Origin of the sequence: Providencia sp. PROV269 (assembly GCF_028477785.1) — a bacterium.
GTDB lineage: Bacteria > Pseudomonadota > Gammaproteobacteria > Enterobacterales > Enterobacteriaceae > Providencia > Providencia rettgeri.
The window spans coordinates 218,722-237,787 of the sequence record NZ_JAMPLV010000006.1; the positions used below are offsets into that span (position 1 = coordinate 218,722).

Consider the following 19,066-nt stretch of genomic DNA (forward strand, 5'->3'; position numbering starts at 1 on the left):
ATAACACCACAACGTACTGCATATTTGTTCAAGTTGTTGTATTTACTAATATGTGACCTAAGTAGCAGAGAGAAGCCAACACCGCTACAGCACGAAATATGAAGAATAAAAATGAATGATAACAAAATGACATCCGCAGAGCTTAGATCCACTTGGGGATTAGGCTCTGTTTTCTCCTTGCGAATGCTTGGAATGTTTATGGTATTACCTATTTTGACCAGCTATGGGATGCATTTACAGGGAGCTAACGAGTTCTTAGTAGGTGTCGCTATTGGTATCTACGGTCTTAGCCAAGCTATTTTCCAAATCCCTTTTGGTTTGATGTCAGACAAAATCGGAAGAAAGCCTTTAATTATTATTGGGTTAGTCATTTTTATTATCGGAAGTATCGTTGCAGCATTAAGCGATTCTATTTGGGGAATTATTATTGGGCGTGCTTTACAAGGCGCCGGAGCAATTTCTGCTGCTGTTATGGCGCTACTCTCTGACCTAACTCGAGAGCAAAATCGGACTAAAGCCATGGCATTTTTGGGTATTAGTTTCGGTTTAACTTTTGCCATTGCCCTAGTTCTTGGCCCAATACTCACCAACGTGGTGGGGTTAAGTGGCCTATTTTGGGGAATTGCACTACTTGCAGCTGGTGCTATTGCAGTGACTGTTTTTATTGTTCCTAGTACCAATACTCATGTTCTAAACCGTGAGTCTGCATTTGTGCAAAGTAATTTAAAAACGGTTTTAATGCACCCTCAGCTACTCAAATTAAATATAGGTATCCTCAGCTTACATACCCTACTGATGTCCAGTTTTGTGGCTCTACCTCTTATTATGACTGATTCTGGTTTTTTAGCGAAAGACCATTGGAAAGCCTATTTAGTCACGATGTTAATCGCCTTTGTTACCGTACTTCCTTTCATAATTTATGCGGAAAAATACCGCAAAATGAAGCAGGTCTTCTTATTTTGTATTGTCGTTTTGGCATTGGCTGAAATTACCTTATGGTTTTCTGGTAATCACTTATGGGTGATTTTCTTAGGTATCCAACTATTTTTTATTGCTTTCAATATTATGGAAGCCATTTTACCGTCACTCATAAGCAAAGAGGCACCTGCTGGCTATAAAGGAACTGCCATGGGCGTATACTCCACCAGCCAGTTTTTAGGTGTTGCCATTGGCGGTATTGTCGGTGGGTGGTTGTACAGCTTTGAAGGTGCTAATACGGTTTTTATTGGCGGACTAATATTAACCATTATCTGGTTTATCATTAGCTTAACTATGCAGCAACCTCCGTATGTCAGCAGTATTCGTATTGAATTACCCAATCATATTGGAGATACAAGGGCTCTTGAGAAGAAATTACAAGCCCAGAAAGGGGTGATGGAAGCACTCGTCGTTGACGAAGAATATAGTGCTTATGTTAAAGTTGATAGAAAAATCATCAATCGAGAACAACTTGAAGCATTAATAAATCAGTAAAAATTAGCCCGCTAGCGCGGGCTTTAAACGAATACTTGAAAAATAACTAGTCGCGGAAGTTATTAAACTGAAAAGGTTGGCCTAAGTTCCCGCCACGTACTAATGCCATAACCGATTGTAAATCATCACGGGCTTTGCCTGTCACACGCACTTGGTCACCTTGAACTTGTGCTTGGACTTTCAATTTACTGTCTTTAATCAATTTAACGATTTTTTTGGCAATTGCAGCATCAATACCTTGTTTGAACGTAACTTCAACGCTATAGGTTTTTCCACTATGAATGATATCTTCAGGCACATTCAATACCGCACCATCAATACCACGTTTTGCCATTTTTTCTCTTAAAATATCAACTAACTGAAGTACCTGGAAATCCGATTCACTAGTGATTTTAACTGATTCATTTTTGTCATTGAGCTCAAAACTGGCTTCAACATTTTTAAAATCCCAACGGCTGGTTAACTCACGCTGCGCATTCTCCACCGCATTACGTACTTCATTCATTTCCACTTCAGATACAATGTCAAATGATGGCATAGCTAGAACCTCACTGATAATTTTTAGATTGTGCGCATGATAACGTTTTTACTCACATTACTTCAAGTTATCGGAGCCTATGATATTTCGTTAACTACAACTTCGTATGGTAAAAGGTTATACTGGTGATAAATCACTTCCGCCTTACCTTATAAGACGTTAAAGTCCCATATTCAAAGGGGAAACAATGAAAATAACTCTAATTGGTTGTGGTGCGATAGGTAAACTGTGGCTTGCTTCACTTGCAATACAAGGGCATGACATACAAGGTTGGCTACGTGTTGCACAGTCTGATTTATTCGTCGATGTTAATGAACCTGATGGACGTACTTTCCGAGAACTGATTCCTTCTAATAATATTAACCACTTACAAACCAGTGAATTAATCATTGTCTGTTTAAAAGCATGGCAAGTTTCTGATGCTTTATTACCTTTGATTAATACTATCCCAGAAAATACGCCTATTTTATTACTGCATAATGGCATGGGAACGGTTGAAGAGCTGACGCCTTTACGCCATCCTATCTTAGCGGGCGTCACAACCCATGCGGCTTGGCAAGAAAATAACCAAGTATTTCATGTCGCAAATGGGATCACACATATTGGCGCTATCAATTCCCAAGCACAAGCATACTACCCAATAGCAGATATCTTGCATGAAGCCTTACCTGATGTGGCTTGGCATAATAATATTTTAACCACTTGCTGGCGTAAATTGATTGTAAACTGTGTCATTAACCCACTAACAGTAGAACATGACTGTAAAAATGGTGAATTAATCCAACATTCTGCACAAATATCTCGGATCATTGATGAAATATGTCATGTTATGGCGGCAGAAGGGCTGCATACGGATAAAGCAGAGCTAACAGAGTATATTTACGGCATTATTAATAATACCGCTGATAACTATTCTTCTATGTTACAAGATATACGAAACAATCGCCGTACAGAGATTGATTACATCACTGGCTTTTTAATCAAACAAGCACGAGCTCATGGGATCAGTACACCTGAAAACGATCGCCTTTACCATTTAGTCAAAAATAGAGAACAACAATATGACGACATCCGTTCTAATCTGCATCGCTCATGGTAGTGAAGAAATTGAATTTACCATTACTGCTGATTTATTAGTTAGAGCAGGTATTGATGTGACTTTAGCGAGCGTGACGGAAGATGGTTCTTTAACCATTACCGCTTCACGAGGGCTAAAAATTAGTGCCGATACCCCATTGATTAAAGTTGCTGATGAACCTTTTGATGCCATTGTACTGCCTGGTGGTATGACTGGAGCGGAAACATTTCGTGATAGCCCACTGGTTGTGGAAAAAGTTCGCCGAATGCATCTTGATGGTAAAATTGTGGCGGCTATTTGTGCGGCGCCAGCGCTTGTACTTGAATATCACCAATTGTTTCCGCTAGGTAATATGACTGGTTTTCCATCAATGAAAGATAAAATTCCAGCCCATAAATGGGTCGATCGCCGAGTCTACTTTGATGAACGCGTTAATTTATTAACAAGTCAAGGGCCCGCAACGTCCTTTGATTTTGCCTTAAAATTGATTGAGTTATTGGTCGGGCGCGAAATTGCAGGCCAAGTTGCAGCCCAATTAGTTTTACCTAATGGTATTAATGATTATTTAGAGGATTAACGGAAAAATCCGCTATTAACAACGAATGATTAAAATCATTTAATCGTTTGAATAATAAAGGATTAAAATAAAAACCCTCAACAAAAAACCTTTGTTTATCACCATTTTTTGCTATGATTGTCGCGGGTGCTTGGATCATTTTAGTTCAAGCATTTGTGAGAGCCAAAAAGACGAAAGCCCCGAATTTAGATGTTAATCTTAATCCGAGGCAGTTTCCAAATCTCAACAATTTGATTCTGTCTCCTTTTAGAAAAGGAGTCAAGAGGAATGGCCAAAATTGCCCTTCTGGGGCTAGTTACCGTGTGCCTTACGGTGTTGTGTTTTTCGTTATTGATGCAAGAAAGGCTGTGCTCTTTCAGTATCAGTAGCGGAAACACACTGGTTCAAGCTACGTTATCTTGCGATAACTAGTCTTGTGGGGGAAACTTTCCCCCACATTTCTCTTTAGTGATGATTTGGTGGTACAAGCACCCTGTTATTCTTCTACACGCTTTTTCATTGCTATCTCAGCTAAATCAACAATCATATTAATACCAATGATTATCAAAATATCTTAATTACATGAATTTAAACAATTTATTATCGAGATTTAGCTGTAATTAGATTTGTTTATCGCCATTTTTTGCTATGATTGTCGCGGGTGCTTGGATCAGTTTGGTTCAAGCATTTGCCAGAGCCAAAAGCCCCGAATTTAGATGTTAATCTTAATCCGAGGCAGTCTCCAACTCACACAACTGGATTCTGTCTCCTTTTAGAAAAGGAGTCAAGAGGAATGGCCAAAATTGCCCTTCTAGGGCTAGTTACCGTGTGTCTTACGGTGTTGTGTTTTTCGTTATTGATGCAAGAAAGGCTGTGCTCTTTCAGTATCAGTAGCGGAAGCACGCTGGTTCAAGCTACGTTATCTTGCGATAACTAGTCTTGTGGGGGAAATTCCCCCACATTTCTCTCTGATTGTGAATTGGTGATACAAGCACCCTGTTTTAAGCTATGGGCGATAAACCTTTATATTTTCATAACCTTGCTCTTTTAAGTATAGCGCTTGCAAGCGGCTCATTACCCCACGGTCACAATATAATAAATAGGTTTTATCTTTTGGTAAGTCACCAAATTGCGTGCTCAACTTATAGAATGGAATATGCTTAACCTCCATTCCATCGACATTCAGTGGCTTGTCTTCAAATTCATCAATTGAACGAATATCTAAAATCACTTCATTTTCAATTGAAAGCTCACTCACCATTTCAATTTCAGGAACTTTTTCAAGGCTTTCTTGTGCAATTTGTCGAATATCAATATTTTGCGCTTGCTCAACAACAGACTCTAAAATACCAAAATCAAAATTGGCTTCTTCTGCTTCAATACGCGCTTTCACCGCTTTAACGGTTGGGCTTTTTGAAATCACACCGCAATATTCGGGCATGGTTTTTGCGAAATCTTCAGTGCCAATTTGGCGAGCTAGTTTGATAATGTGTTCTTTATCATGGGAAATTAATGGCCTTAATATTAAGGTATCAGACGCATTATCAATCAAACGTAAGTTTGTTAGGGTTTGGCTGGAAACTTGACCAAGTGCTTCACCCGTGACAATCGCCTGCACGCCATAACGCTCTGCAACTTTAGATGCAGCTCTTACCATCATACGTTTGAGCACAACCCCCATTTGGCCATCATCAACTTTTTCTAAAATTTCAGCGACAACAGGCTCAAAATTTACAGCAATAAAACGGACTTTATGGGAGCTACCAAAACGGTTCCACAGATAATGTGCGATTTGCTTCACACCAATTTCATGAGCTGCGCCGCCTAAATTAAAGAAACAGTAGTGAACACGACAACCACGGCGCATCAACATATAGCTAGACACACCTGAATCAAAACCACCAGAAATGAGTGATAACACATCTTCTTGAGTCCCAATAGGGAAACCACCGATACCTTCAATACGTGCTTTAACTAAAATAAGTTTATCATCTTCGATTTCTAAGTGAATCGTGGTATCAGGGTCTTTAAGCTTAACTTTTGCAGAGGCAATGTGTTGATTTAACCCACCACCGATATACCGTTCAGCGTCGATAGATGAAAATTCATGTTTACCACGACGTTTTACCCGCACACAGAATGTTTTATTTTCTAATGATTCACCATAGGCTTCGTGTGTCATTTCGTAAATATGATGTAGACTGGTAAATGGTTTTTCTTCCACTTCGAGAATATGGTGAATACCTGGAATGCGCCCTAGCATGTCACAAATTTCGTCGTGTTTTGTTTCTCCCTTCACACGCACTTCAATGTTATCCCAATTACGGACAACCGAAATCTCTTCGCCAAGCGGTTTAAGCACGTTACGGATATTACTGGTCAAAATTTTAATAAAACGTAGCCTAACAGTTTGGCTTTTAATAGTAATTTCTGGGAATAACTTAATGATAAACTTCATAATAGCTGCATGTTCATGGTGGTTGGGGGCAAACGAATGTGCCTTAACAGAGACACATGACACGTTACCAATTGTCAATAAAGAGGCGTATTATAACACTATCTTGCGGGTTGAATCTAAAAACCCCAATAATAAATTGTAACCGTAGCAAGACTGCGTTAGTCTGCTGAATATTTAAAATCCCTCGAATTAACTGATTTCACATTAGTGGCTAAAGACTATGGCTAAAGAAAAAACTCAGCAAGTTCCGACTGTTAGTTTTGAAAACTCGCTTCAAGAGCTAGAGCAGATCGTCGCTCGCCTAGAATCTGGTGAACTTCCCTTAGAAGATGCCCTTAATGAGTTTGAACGTGGTGTTCAAATTGCTAAACAAGGTCAAAAAGTATTACAGCAAGCAGAGCAACGTGTACAAATTTTGCTAAGCGATGACGAAAATAAACCTCTAGCCGATTTTTCACCTGATACAGAATAAATTATGTCTGAACAACATTTAGATAGCTTTACGCAGCAACAAAAGCAAGCCTACGACAGAGTCAATCAATATCTATTAGATGCCTTAAATGCGCTGCCGTTTGCAGACCTCCCACTTGCTCAAGCGATGCGCTATGGCACATTATTGGGTGGAAAGCGCTTACGCCCATTTTTAACTTATGCCGTCGGTTCTATGTTTGGTGTTAGCCAAGAAAACCTTGACGCTCCAGCTGCTGCAGTCGAATGTATTCATGCTTATTCATTAATCCATGATGATTTACCTGCAATGGATGATGATGATTTGCGCCGTGGCCAACCGACTTGCCACATTAAGTATGGTGAAGGCAATGCAGTGCTTGCTGGAGATGCATTACAAACATTGGCATTCCAATTACTGTCATCTGCACCAATGCCGGATGTGACAGACAAAGACCGCATAGCGATGATTGCAGAGTTATCATACGCAAGTGGCTTAGCGGGAATGTGCGGCGGGCAAGCTCTTGATTTAGATGCAGAAGGAAAGCAAGTTGACCTTGAATCTCTTGAGCGCATTCATCAACATAAAACAGGGGCATTAATTCGTGCAGCAATCCGTCTTGGTGCTTTTGCTGCTGGTGAAAAAGGTCAAAAATTACTGCCTGTTTTAGACAAATATGCACAATCCATCGGTCTTGCCTTTCAAGTACAGGACGATATCCTTGATGTTATCGGTGATAGCGAAGTCACAGGTAAACGCCAAGGAACGGATGCCGAACATGAAAAAAGTACCTATCCATCGCTATTAGGGCTTGAAGTTGCTCAGAAAAAAGCACGTGAGCTATATCATGATGCGGTAGACGCTTTAGAGACTCTCCAGTCCCATGGATATAATATAGAAATGTTAAGCGCTTTAGCTAATTTCATTATTGAACGTAAAAGCTGACAATATGCTTTGCCTTTTGGCTACAAGAAGATCGATAATTACGGCAATTTATTACCCTAATGCATCTTCGAATCATTCCTATAACCAAAAAAATAGATGGATTACTTCTTAATCACTCGAGTTATAGGCAGACGATAAACGAAGGCAACCCAACAGCAGATAGAAGCTTTATGCTGCTAAATACTGAGAATAGTCATTTTACTGTGGCTAAGTAAGTTGGGTTTTTTATTAATTATAAGTGAGCAACTAATGAGTATTGATATCGCTAAATATCCCACGCTAGCCTTGGCAGAGACACCAGATGAGCTTCGTCTGTTGCCTAAAGAAAGTTTGCCTAAGCTTTGTGATGAACTCAGACAATTCTTGCTGAGTAGCGTGGGTCGCTCTAGCGGTCACTTTGCTTCTGGCCTCGGTGCTGTTGAACTCACCGTCGCATTACATTATGTCTATAAAACTCCATTTGATAATCTTGTTTGGGATGTCGGCCACCAAGCCTACCCACATAAGATATTAACGGGTCGCCGTGACCGTATTGATACCATCCGTCAAAAAAATGGTCTACATCCCTTTCCATGGCGCGAAGAAAGTGAATATGACATTTTAAGCGTTGGCCATTCCTCAACATCCATTAGTGCCGGTTTAGGTATGGCCATTGCTGCAGAAAAAGAGCAACAAAACCGTAAAACAGTTTGTGTGATTGGTGATGGCGCCATCACCGCTGGAATGGCATTTGAAGCAATGAATCATGCAGGGGATGCCGCACCTGACATGTTGGTTATCTTAAACGATAACGAAATGTCTATTTCAGAAAATGTTGGCGCACTAAACAATCACTTAGCTCACTTACTTTCTGGAAAGCTCTATACAACATTACGTGAAGGTGGGAAAAAAGTTTTTTCTAACATGCCACCTATCAAAGAATTATTGAAAAAGACAGAAGAACACATTAAAGGCATGGTCGTACCGGGGACCATGTTTGAAGAATTAGGTTTTAACTATATTGGCCCCGTTGACGGTCATGATGTTGTTGCCTTAGTTCAAACGTTAAAAAATATGCGTGACTTAAAAGGACCGCAGTTTTTACATATCATGACCAAGAAAGGTCGCGGTTATGAGCCGGCAGAAAAAGACCCAATTAGCTGGCATGCAGTTCCTAAATTTGACCCAAGTACATTCACTTTGCCCAAAAGCAAAGAGACCGGGCCGACATTCTCTAAAATTTTTGGTGATTGGCTGTGTGAAGAGGCTAAAGATGATGGCAAGTTGATGGCTATCACGCCAGCGATGCGTGAAGGCTCTGGTATGGTTCGGTTTTCTAAAGAATTCCCTGATCAATACTTCGATGTCGCGATTGCCGAGCAACATGCAGTCACCTTTGCCGCTGGCCTTGCTATTGGTGGCTATAAGCCTATCGTTGCTATCTATTCGACTTTCTTGCAACGTGGTTACGACCAAGTCATTCATGATGTGGCTATCCAAAAGGTGCCTGTCATGTTTGCGATCGACCGAGCCGGTATTGTGGGGGCTGATGGGCAAACTCACCAAGGTTCTTTTGATATTTCATTCCTGCGCTGTATACCAACCATGGTTATTATGGCTCCAAGTGATGAAAATGAGTGCCGCCAAATGCTACATACTGGCTACCATTATCAAGATGGTCCATGTGCGGTGCGTTACCCTCGAGGCACAGGAACAGGCGCTGAGTTACAGCCGCTATCACCGCTGCCTATTGGTAAGGGTATTGTTCGCCGCAAAGGTGAAAAAGTCGCTATCTTATGCTTTGGTACCTTATTAAGCCACGCATTGGTCGCTGCTGAGCAACTTAATGCAACTGTTGTTGATATGCGCTTTGTGAAGCCTTTAGACGAAGCGCTTATCCTTGAAATGGCCAATACTCATGATGTACTTGTCACTCTCGAAGAGAATGCCATCATGGGTGGAGCAGGTAGCGGTGTGAATGAATTCTTAATGCATGAGAAAAAAATCATTCCAACCTTAAACCTTGGCTTACCTGACTATTTTATTTCTCAAGGTACCCAAGAAGAACTTATTGCTGAACTGGGCTTAGATTCCACAGGTATTGTTAATTCTATTAATAACTACTTAGCCAAATAATTTTTATCTCTAGGAGGGCATTGCATCAACACGCAATGCCCTATTCAATCACAAAGCCAATCACTCTTATTCTCTTTCTTAATATATTAGAAAATTATTTAACTCTTTGTAATTGCTTACTCGCTAATATTCAATTAAAAAAATCACCCATGTCACATTTTTATTATATTTCAAGATCATTATAATCAAATATAAAACCAAATATAATCAGTTTATCTACAACGATATTCAGTTATTTACCTAGAATCTGAATATAAACAAAACTTTTGTCTTGAATGTAAATTTTCACAATAAAGGCATGCAAATCATTTTGAAATCCATTAATATGAAGTTTGTCACTGTATGACGGCGTAATTTAGGCTCTGAATTATATTCGACACCTATCATTATGAAATATAAGTTTTATATTAAAATAATGATAATTAATATTAAAAACGAATATATTATTTTAACAATTTTAACCAGAAGTTAATAATTAATTATTTTGTTTTCTTAATTAGCAAACCAGGAAACAAATAAACGCTATTCCAACTACAATTTGCATATAGTTTCTTTTTATTTAGCCAATTTTAATAAATAGATTTGGGAGCGCTTATGTGTGGACAATATATTAATGAACCCTTGTATTTATCTATCGCAAACTGGGTAATGAAACAAGGCCATTGGACTACAGCTAGAGAAATATCTAATCACTTTGATATTCCGCATCCTAATGCTGTCAATATTGTTTCTTATATTTTATCTGATGTTGCTGAAATTCAGTGTGAAGTAAAAATGATCCCAAATAAATTATCGGGACGAGGCTGCCAATGTCAGCGGCTTATTAAAGTTAAGAAAATTGATAACCAGCTTTATGCTCGTTTAAGAAGCCATCAAACTGAAAAAGTCACTATCGATTCCCCAATGAAAGCGGCCTCTATGCCACCAAGTGAATTAAATCGAGAGCAAAAATGGCAATGGATGCTATCAAAAGCACAACGTCGTTAAACTTATTTTTCAGTTTTATACCAATAAAAAACGCAGACTTCACCATCTGCGTTTTTTATTTTACAGCCTTTTAGTGAATCACTGGCCCTTAGGTTTTACATCTGTTGTACCAAATAATTTGGGTCGATTAACTTCAAGCTCTGTCAGCGGTTGGGTTTCCTGTAATTGTTGATGATATCGGCCTGCTAAGTCTTGATATTCTTTCGTATTTAACCGTTTCCAATGCAGTTCTTCATCAGTTACTGAGCGTAAAAAGCGCGCAGGACTTCCGACCAACATCTGACGATTTTCGCCTTGAAAACCGGCCTTAACAAAACTCATCGCAGCAACAATACTTTCCTCACCAATCACTGCGCCATCCATAACGACACTGTTCATTCCGACCAAAGCATCACGGCCAATAATGCATCCATGTAAAATAGCTCCGTGGCCTATATGCCCACATTCATGGACAATGGTTTCGACATCACTATAGCCATGCATAATGCAGCAGTCCTGAATATTTGCCCCTTTTTCTATGATCAAGCGGCCATAATCCCCACGTAAAGAGGCATTCGGCCCAACGAAAACCCCTTCACCAATAATCACATCACCAATCACTACCGCTGATGGGTGAACATATGCAGTAGGATGAACAACCGGGATAACACCTTCAAAAGCGTAAAAACTCAAAATTCACCTCACTGCTAGATTAATTAGCGACCTTTCCAGTTTGGAGAACGTTTCTCAGAGAAAGCCAATGGCCCCTCTGTGGCATCTTCGGAATGAAGAACCGCAGGATAATGAGTCAGTACACCACTGCGCATTAATTTATAGCCCTCTTCGACAGTAAGCTCTCCTGTCGCGCGGAAAATTTCTTTTAGAGCAGCAACTGCTAATGGCGCACTTTGCGTAACTTGTTCTGCAAGTTCACGGGCTTTATCCATCAGACTCTCAATAGGCACTACATCGTTAGCTATTCCCCAACGTAAAGCTTCTTGTGCATCCATTCTTCTGCCAGTCATAACCATTTCATTCACGATTGGCGCAGGTAAAATTTTAGGTAAACGTAAAACCCCCCCGCTATCTGGAACAATACCGAGCTGAGCCTCAGGTAATGCAAAACTGGCATTTTCAGAACAAATTATCATATCTGCCGCTAAAGCCAGTTCAAAACCGCCACCAAATGCATATCCATTCACCGCCGCAATAACAGGTTTGTTTAAATTAAAAATTTCAGTCAAACCGGCAAAGCCACCTGGGCCAAAGTCAGCATCAGGGGCTTCACCTTCTGCCGCCGATTTTAAGTCCCAGCCTGCAGAGAAAAATCGCTCTCCTGCCCCTGTGATAATTGCAACACGCAACGAAGGGTCATCGCGAAAATTAAGGAAAACCTCCCCCATTTTGAAACTGGTTTTTGCATCTATTGCATTAGCTTTAGGTCTATCGAGTATGATTTCTAAAATAGCGCCATTTCGGGTAATTTTTAATGATTCGCTCATAATATAATCCTTTCTTCGTCGTGCAGTGACGCTTCAGGTTGCAGGTATGCAGCCCGAAATGTATGCAAAATTAATCACGTTTGTCGATTATTGCAGATGTTTTTTCAATACTTTTCCAGAGCAGTTACGCGGTAAATCTTTACGTACCTCAACACACGTTGGCACCTTAAATTTCGCCATTTGTTTTTCACAAAAAGCAAAGAACTCTTCCTGAGTTAAGGTTTCCCCTTCTTCAAGCACAATAAAAGCTTTAATCGCTTCATCTCGGATGTCATCCGCAACGCCGATCACTGCTACATCCACAATGGCAGGGTGTGAGGCAATAATATTTTCAATTTCACTGCAAGAGACATTTTCTCCACCGCGTTTGATCATATTGCTGCTTCTATCGACATAATAGAAAAAGCCATCTTCGTCTTGGTAGGCAAAGTCCCCCGTGTGCATCCATCCCGCTTCATCAAAGGTTTTTGCGGTCGCTTCAGGGTTGTTGTAATACTCTTTAAAAAGGGTTTTACCACGCTCACCTTTCACACAGAGCTCACCAATAACCCCAGCACCAACACGCTGGTTATTTCTATCCCGAATTTGAGCCTGATAACAAAAACCCGGGCGACCAATGGACGGCCAGCGACGCATATCGCCAGGCCGGTCACCAATCAAACCAACAATAGTCTCCGTCATTCCATACGAAGTTAAAAACCGCTTCACCCCAAAACGGGCCATAAACTGGTCGCGTTCTTCTTCACTTAAATTGAGGTAAAACATGGCTTCTCGTAAACAATGATCTTTTTCGTTATCCGCCAGCGGCTGGCTTAATAATGTGCGGATCATCATGGGGATAAGTTCGATGACAGTCGCTTTGTATTTCACCACTTGTTGCCAAAAACGGCGTGCGCTGTATTTCTCTAATAACACAAACGTTGCACCGACAGAAAATGCAGCCATAGAAGCTGTACATTGGCAGTCAATATGAAAAGCAGGCATGACTGTTAAATAAATATCATCAGAGCGTAAGCTGTTTTGCCAAGAAGAGTAATAACCGGCAAAGCGGAGGTTATAGTGGGTAATAATTACCCCTTTAGGCTTCGAGGTCGTTCCAGAGGTAAATAAAATCTCGGCCGTATCATCGACACTCAATTCAACAACCTGAGTCAATTGCGTATGTTGTTGTGACTGTTCAAACCAAAAGTCAGAAATATGCTCTACGGGTTCAATTTGTGTGTCTGTAATCAAAAAAATATGTTTTAGACTTGTCGCTACGTCAGCGAATACTTGTTGATAAATATCTAAGAAAGAGGAACGAGTGACTACCATTTTGGGTTGGCAGTTCTGCATGATCCAAGCACTTTCATTGTATTTATAACGCGCATTAATTGGGACCATAATCGCCCCAATTTTAGCCAAGCCAAACCAGCAAAAGAAAAATTCCGGGCAATTATCTAAATGTAAAGCCACTTTATCGCCTTTTTGAATGCCATAGGCTAAAAAGAGATTGGCGGTGCGATTAATGTGCTGGTTCATTTCTAAATAGCTGAACTTGCTAGTTTTTCCATCGCAGGATTCAAAGATAAGCGCCTGGCTGTTTCCATGGGTTAACGCTAAATCATCCCACATTTGACGCAAATTTTGTTTACCGATTACATCCATTAATTGTTACCCATCATTTCCCTGATGAATACTCAGCTCAATAGTCATCATTGACCTGAGTACCCATTCAATTAATCAACTATTTTGGCTAGCCCTTTATCGACTAACCCCCGAATATCAGTTTCGCTGTATCCAATATTTTTTAAGATATCTGTCGTGTCCATACCGTGTGATGGCATGCCTCGCCAAATTTGTCCGGGGTTATTTTTGAATTTAGGCATGACGTTAGGACCACGACAGGTTTTTCCTTCCATTGTTTGCCAACTGGTAATAGATTCGCGTGCAATGTATTGAGGATTGGTTTCTAACTCAGGAATAGTAAGGACTTTGGCGCTAGCAATATTCAATTCCGCGAGTCTTGCTAACACTTCATCAATCGAACGTGAACCTAGCCATTCATCGAGTTTTTCTTCAACTAAAGGCCCATAAGGGCATTCCACACGGTGAATTAACTGTGTGCCTTCCGGTATTTCTGGTGTACCTAACAGATGCGCCAACCCAATATCTTTAAAAATTTCCTGAATTTGCGTGATACCAACAATTTCCATCACGATATAGCCATCATTACAACTATATAGGCCACAACCTGCGTAATAGGGGTCTTTCCCTTTTGTCATACGTGGGCAGATCTCTCCACCATTGAAGTAGTCCATCATGAAGTATTGCCCCATACGCAACATCACTTCATACATAGCAACGTCAATGCTTTCACCTTTTCCAGTCTCACGTGCTTTATACAATGCAGCCAGTGCGGCAGTTGTCGCCGTCATGCCAGAAAAATAGTCTGCGGTATAAGGAAAAGCCGGCATTGGCTGGTCTTTATCACCGTTTTGAATCAGATAGCCGCTGAAGGCTTGAGCAATGGTGTTATACGCTGCGAGGTTGGTATATTGTGGGTCACCGTACTGCCCAAAACCGGATAAGTGTGCAATGACCAGTTTAGGGTTATGTTCCCAAAGTACTTCGTCCGTGATACCACGACGAGCAAATGCGGGGCCTTTACTCGCTTCAATGAAGATATCGGTTGTTTCCATCAGTTTTAGAAACGCGTCACGCCCCTCATCTTTGAAAATATTCAATGATAACGCACGTAAATTACGCCGTGATAGCTGTGGGTAGTTGGGTTGAACGCGAATAGTGTCTGCCCAGGCGACATTTTCTATCCAGATCACTTCAGCGCCCCATTCTGCAAACATTTGCCCTGCAAATGGGCCAGCAATTTCAATTCCTGAAAATACCACTCTAACCCCAGCTAGAGGGCCAAATTCTGGCATAGGTAGATGCTCTGCCATGTTCTTATCTCCTGTGAAGCAGGGTTGGCCTTCTCTTGAAAACCATCCCATTACGTTCAGTTATTAGCGGTATTGTTTCAGTACGCTACGGCCTAATGTCAGTATTTGCATTTCATCTGAACCACCTGATACGCGATCCACACGAAGGTCACGCCAGAAACGGGCAATTCGGTGCTCACCTGCAATTCCTACACCACCGAGTACTTGCATCGCAGAGTCCACGACTTCAAATGCCGCATTTGCACAGAAGTATTTACACATTGCTGCATCACCAGAGGTGATCAATCCGTTGTCACTCTTCCATGCAGTTTCATATAACATGTTGCGCATTGAATTGAGCTTGATCGCCATATGTGCAAATTTTTCTTGAATTAACTGAAAACGACCAATGGCTTCACCGAATTGAACACGCTGGTTAGCGTAACGCGCCGCATCTTCGAACGCACACATCGCGGTACCATAGTTAGTTAATGCCACTAAGAAACGCTCATGGTCGAACTCTTCTTTTACACGGTTAAAACCGTTACCTTCGCGGCCAAACATGTCTTTTTCATCCAGTTCGACGTTATCAAAAGTAATTTCACAACAGCTATCCATGCGTAAACCCAGCTTTTCAAGTTTATTCACCTTGATACCTGGTTTGCTCATATCTAAGAACCATTCGGTGAAAACAGGTTTGTCTGGTGAATCCGCATCGCGACTCATCACCACAATGTATGGTGTGTAAGCACTACTGGTGATAAAACATTTACTACCGTTCAAATACACTTTGCCATTACGGCGTTGGTAGGTGGTTTGTAGGCTACCAACATCAGATCCTGCACCCGGTTCAGTGATCGCCGAGTTCCACATTTGTTTACCCGTACCACGGAACGCCATGATTTTGTCAATTTGCTCTTGAGTTCCTTCTCTAAGCACCGTATTAAAACCGCCCGGTAATTGATACAACACATAGGTTGGTGCACCTAGGCGACCAAGCTCCATCCATACCGCAGCAACGGTGATAAACCCTGCATCTAAGCCGCCATGTTCTTCTGGGATCAGCAGGTTATCGATTTCCATATCCGCTAAGGCTTTGACAAAGCGTTCAGGATATTTACTGTCTCGGTCACATTCGGCGAAATAGCTTTCCCAGTTTTCACTGGCCATCAGTTCACGGATCCCTGCGACAAACAGTTCCTGCTCATCATTCAATCTAAAATCCATATCAATAACCTCTTACATGTTGTTTTTGAATAAATTAGTCATTTTTCCAATGCACTTTGGCATCTTTAATAAAGGAGAGCGTTACCATGATGTTGACGAAAAAAAGTGGGCATCCTCCGGCAATTATCGCGGTTTGAATTGGTTTTAATCCGCCTAAAGCCAGCAAGACAATGCCGATAACGCCAACTAAGACAGACCAACCAATGCGCACTAATAACGGTGGCTCATCGCCATCTTTAACTGCGCGACAAGTTGACATCGCAAGTGTGTAAGAACACGCGTTGATCAGTGTCACCGTGGCGATAAAGCAGAGGATGAAGAAGCCCCAAATTGTTACAGTGCTCAAAGGTAAAGCAGCCCATGTTTCAATGATGGCGCGTGCGACGCCGAACTCTTCGATCAGCTTTGGAATGTTAATAATGTTTTGGTCTACCAGTTGTAGGGTATTACTACCTAATATTGTCCAAATTAGCGTAGTTCCTGCCGTCAAGCCTGCTACCATACCGATACACAGCTCACGGACGGTACGGCCTTTAGAGATACGTGCGAGGAAAATACACATTTGGATGGCATAAATTACCCACCACGCCCAATAGAACACGGTCCAACCTTGTGGGAAACCGCCTTTGCCGACTGCATCTGTATAGAACAACATGCGTGGCATATACATCATTAGAACCCCGATAGAATCGGTAAAATAGTTCACAATGAAGCTAGCGCCGCCAACAATAAATACCCATCCCAGCATCAAGAAACTCAAGTAGCTACGGACGTCACTGGCGATTCTCACCCCTTTTTGCAAACCAAAAGCCACACAAATTGCATTCAGGATGATCCAGCAGAAGATAATGATGGCATCGAGCTCAAGAGTATGAGGAATTCCAAACAGGTATTGAATACATTCGGTAACCAGCGGTGTCGCTAGCCCTAAACTCGTCCCCATTGCTAAAATCAATGCGACCAAGTAAAAGTTATCAATAATGGTTCCAAACCAGCCATTTACGTGTTTCTCACCCACTAATGGAACCAGCGTACTACTTGGGCGAATAACATCCATTTTACGAACGAAGAAAAAGTAACCAAATGCGACCGATAAGAAGCTATAAGTCGCCCATGGGAGCGGTCCCCAGTGGAATAAGCTATAGGCTAACCCGATATTTTTCGCTTCATTTGAATAAGGCTCAAAACCAAATGGAGGCGCAGATACATAGTAGAATATTTCAATCGAACCCCAGAAAAGTACGGCGGCTGAAGTACAAGATGCGAACATCATGAAAATCCAGCTTGCTCGGCTAAACTCAGGTTTTTCTTCCCCTAAGCGCTTCTTCGCATAAGGCCCTAAAATCAACCAAAACCAGCCACCAAACATGACAACCATATACCACTCAAATGCCCAGCCCCACACATTGGTGACATAGCTGAAAACTTGGTTGATAACTTCATTTGACGCATCTAAATCACGAACAGTTAACCAACACAGTAGTCCAACAATGATCAACGGTGGAAAAAAAACCTTCGGTTCGATCCCACCTTTTTTATTTTCTTTGCTCATAGTTCGGTCCCAATTTATTATTTAATATATAAGTTTTAAAATAGATATTATTCTCATTACCTAATATCTATATGCATTTAAAACTTATATTTATTATTAAATCCCAACAAACCTAATTAAGTATTAATTCAAATTCTATCCAAATCATGTCTAGTCCCCATAAACAATTCTGTTATTAAGGTCACAATATTATTCGTGATAAATAATTGTTATTAACTTTAATAATTAAAACACCAATAAATACATAGAGATAAAATATTGTGTAACGTTAATGTTATTAAATACCTTCAGTATTGGTGATTCCAGTAGCAATATTGAACATTTCATTGATAACTAGATGATTTTTACAGTATTGGTGAGTAGGGTATCAGTATGAATATTTAAACCCACTTTAATTTAAGGTTTTCAATATTGGTGACTTAGGTTTTATTTTTAAATATCCAGTTCATGATAATTATATAATCCGAAACCGAAACGGATCATATTTATTAATATTATTTTAGGAGATGTAATGAATATTATTACATGCTATAAATCTGTTCCTGATGAACAAGATATTATTGTAAATAGCGCAGATGGTTCTTTAGATTTTTCACGTGCCGATACAAAAATCAGTCAATATGATTTAAATGCAATTGAAACCGCTAATCAAATAAAAGCACAGCAAGCTGACAGCAAAGTGATTGCGTTAAGTATTGGTGGTAAAGCACTCACGAATATGAAAGCACGTAAAGATGTGCTATCGCGTGGCCCAGATGAGCTCGTTGTTGTGATTGATGACCAACTTGAGCATGCACTTCCCCATCAAACTGCCATTACCCTTGGTGCAGCGGCACAGAAAGTGGGCTTCGATTTAATTATTTGTGGTGATGGCTCCGCAGATCTCAATGCACAACAAGTGAGCATTTTATTAGGTGAAACGCTGCAAATTCCTGCCATCAATGGTGTGAAAAAAATTGTTTCCATCACAGCTGATACGGTCATTGTAGAACGTGAGCTAGAAGATGAAATTGAAACGCTATCCATGCCATTACCGGCCATTATCGCTGTAACCTCCGACATTAACGTTCCTGTTATTCCTTCAATGAAAGCCATTTTAGGTGCCGCTAAAAAACCCGTCCAAGCCTGGACGATGGCAGATATTGGCTTAGATAACGTTGCCGCATTATCGTCTCAATCTATCGCCGCGCCGAAACAAAAAGTCCGCCAGCGGGTCATCATTGAAGGTGATGGCGATGACCAAATTGCGCAATTTGCTGAACATTTAAGAAAAATTATTTAATTGGAGGA

At 40.8% G+C, this 19,066-nt stretch carries 18 protein-coding genes; 10 read left to right on the forward strand and 8 right to left on the reverse strand.

The features are described from left to right. The first annotated feature begins 111 nt into the window (after positions 1–111). On the forward strand, positions 112–1,473 hold the full coding sequence (locus PR683_RS11245) for an MFS transporter (RefSeq protein WP_117162855.1): 1,362 nt from the start codon (positions 112–114) through the stop codon (positions 1,471–1,473). Between the two features lie 46 nt (positions 1,474–1,519). Here PR683_RS11245 and PR683_RS11250 read toward each other — a convergent pair whose 3' ends face one another. After that, positions 1,520–2,011 (reverse strand): YajQ family cyclic di-GMP-binding protein, encoded by a 492-nt coding sequence (locus PR683_RS11250; protein WP_109911888.1) that lies wholly within the window; start codon positions 2,009–2,011, stop codon positions 1,520–1,522. A 187-nt stretch (positions 2,012–2,198) separates the two neighbouring features. On the opposite strand from PR683_RS11250, the gene panE reads away from it, so the two are divergent. From panE to PR683_RS11270, 4 genes are all read left to right on the forward strand, one after another. After that, positions 2,199–3,110, forward strand: coding sequence for a 2-dehydropantoate 2-reductase (gene panE, locus PR683_RS11255; RefSeq protein WP_109911887.1), 912 nt, complete (start codon positions 2,199–2,201; stop codon positions 3,108–3,110). Continuing rightward, positions 3,073–3,666 carry a protein deglycase YajL gene (yajL, locus tag PR683_RS11260; RefSeq protein WP_004914556.1) on the forward strand — a complete coding sequence of 198 codons (594 nt, stop codon included), beginning with the start codon at positions 3,073–3,075 and terminating at the stop codon, positions 3,664–3,666. The genes panE and yajL overlap by 38 nt, the downstream gene beginning before the upstream one ends. 267 nt (positions 3,667–3,933) lie before the next feature. Then, positions 3,934–4,077, forward strand: coding sequence for a Hok/Gef family protein (locus PR683_RS11265; protein WP_004905468.1), 144 nt, complete (start codon positions 3,934–3,936; stop codon positions 4,075–4,077). A 361-nt stretch (positions 4,078–4,438) separates the two neighbouring features. After that, complete coding sequence (locus PR683_RS11270; protein ID WP_004914564.1) at positions 4,439–4,582, forward strand: Hok/Gef family protein; 144 nt, start codon at positions 4,439–4,441, stop codon at positions 4,580–4,582. 69 nt (positions 4,583–4,651) lie between these two features. Here the strand turns inward: PR683_RS11270 and thiI are convergent, their stop codons facing one another. Beyond that, positions 4,652–6,103, reverse strand: coding sequence for a tRNA uracil 4-sulfurtransferase ThiI (gene thiI / locus PR683_RS11275; RefSeq protein ID WP_004914568.1), 1,452 nt, complete (start codon positions 6,101–6,103; stop codon positions 4,652–4,654). A gap of 220 nt (positions 6,104–6,323) precedes the next feature. On the opposite strand from thiI, the gene xseB reads away from it, so the two are divergent. The 4 genes from xseB to caiF all read left to right on the forward strand — a co-directional run bounded on the left by xseB (position 6,324) and on the right by caiF (position 10,598). Beyond that, positions 6,324–6,575, forward strand: a complete 252-nt coding sequence (gene xseB, locus PR683_RS11280; protein ID WP_004914571.1) for an exodeoxyribonuclease VII small subunit — start codon at positions 6,324–6,326, stop codon at positions 6,573–6,575. Positions 6,576–6,578: 3 nt separating this feature from the next. Further along, positions 6,579–7,496: a (2E,6E)-farnesyl diphosphate synthase gene (gene ispA, locus PR683_RS11285; protein ID WP_004914574.1), complete on the forward strand. Its 918-nt coding sequence runs from the start codon at positions 6,579–6,581 to the stop codon at positions 7,494–7,496. 249 nt (positions 7,497–7,745) lie between these two features. Continuing rightward, the gene (gene dxs, locus PR683_RS11290; protein ID WP_004914577.1) at positions 7,746–9,611 is read left to right on the forward strand and encodes a 1-deoxy-D-xylulose-5-phosphate synthase; all 1,866 of its coding nucleotides are present in this window, start codon (positions 7,746–7,748) and stop codon (positions 9,609–9,611) included. A 594-nt stretch (positions 9,612–10,205) separates the two neighbouring features. Further along, positions 10,206–10,598, forward strand: coding sequence for a carnitine metabolism transcriptional regulator CaiF (gene caiF / locus PR683_RS11295; protein ID WP_004914580.1), 393 nt, complete (start codon positions 10,206–10,208; stop codon positions 10,596–10,598). Positions 10,599–10,676: 78 nt separating this feature from the next. On the opposite strand, the gene caiE is transcribed toward caiF, so the two are convergent. From caiE to caiT, 6 genes are all read right to left on the reverse strand, one after another. After that, a complete protein-coding gene (gene caiE / locus PR683_RS11300; protein WP_109911885.1) occupies positions 10,677–11,270 on the reverse strand; it encodes a carnitine operon protein CaiE in 594 nt (197 codons plus the stop codon). A 23-nt stretch (positions 11,271–11,293) separates the two neighbouring features. After that, entirely contained in the window at positions 11,294–12,079 is a 786-nt protein-coding gene (gene caiD / locus PR683_RS11305; RefSeq protein ID WP_115166640.1) for a crotonobetainyl-CoA hydratase, read from the reverse strand. Positions 12,080–12,166: 87 nt separating this feature from the next. After that, a complete protein-coding gene (gene caiC, locus PR683_RS11310; RefSeq protein ID WP_272571427.1) occupies positions 12,167–13,726 on the reverse strand; it encodes a crotonobetaine/carnitine-CoA ligase in 1,560 nt (519 codons plus the stop codon). A 71-nt stretch (positions 13,727–13,797) separates the two neighbouring features. After that, the gene (caiB, locus tag PR683_RS11315; protein WP_004914591.1) at positions 13,798–15,018 is read right to left on the reverse strand and encodes an L-carnitine CoA-transferase; all 1,221 of its coding nucleotides are present in this window, start codon (positions 15,016–15,018) and stop codon (positions 13,798–13,800) included. A 63-nt stretch (positions 15,019–15,081) separates the two neighbouring features. After that, the gene (caiA, locus tag PR683_RS11320) at positions 15,082–16,224 is read right to left on the reverse strand and encodes a crotonobetainyl-CoA dehydrogenase (protein ID WP_004905499.1); all 1,143 of its coding nucleotides are present in this window, start codon (positions 16,222–16,224) and stop codon (positions 15,082–15,084) included. A 34-nt stretch (positions 16,225–16,258) separates the two neighbouring features. After that, the gene (gene caiT, locus PR683_RS11325) at positions 16,259–17,776 is read right to left on the reverse strand and encodes an L-carnitine/gamma-butyrobetaine antiporter (protein ID WP_117162857.1); all 1,518 of its coding nucleotides are present in this window, start codon (positions 17,774–17,776) and stop codon (positions 16,259–16,261) included. 511 nt (positions 17,777–18,287) lie between these two features. Between caiT and fixA the strand changes: the two genes are divergently transcribed. After that, entirely contained in the window at positions 18,288–19,058 is a 771-nt protein-coding gene (gene fixA / locus PR683_RS11330; RefSeq protein WP_109911882.1) for a putative electron transfer flavoprotein FixA, read from the forward strand. Positions 19,059–19,066: the final 8 nt, after the last annotated feature.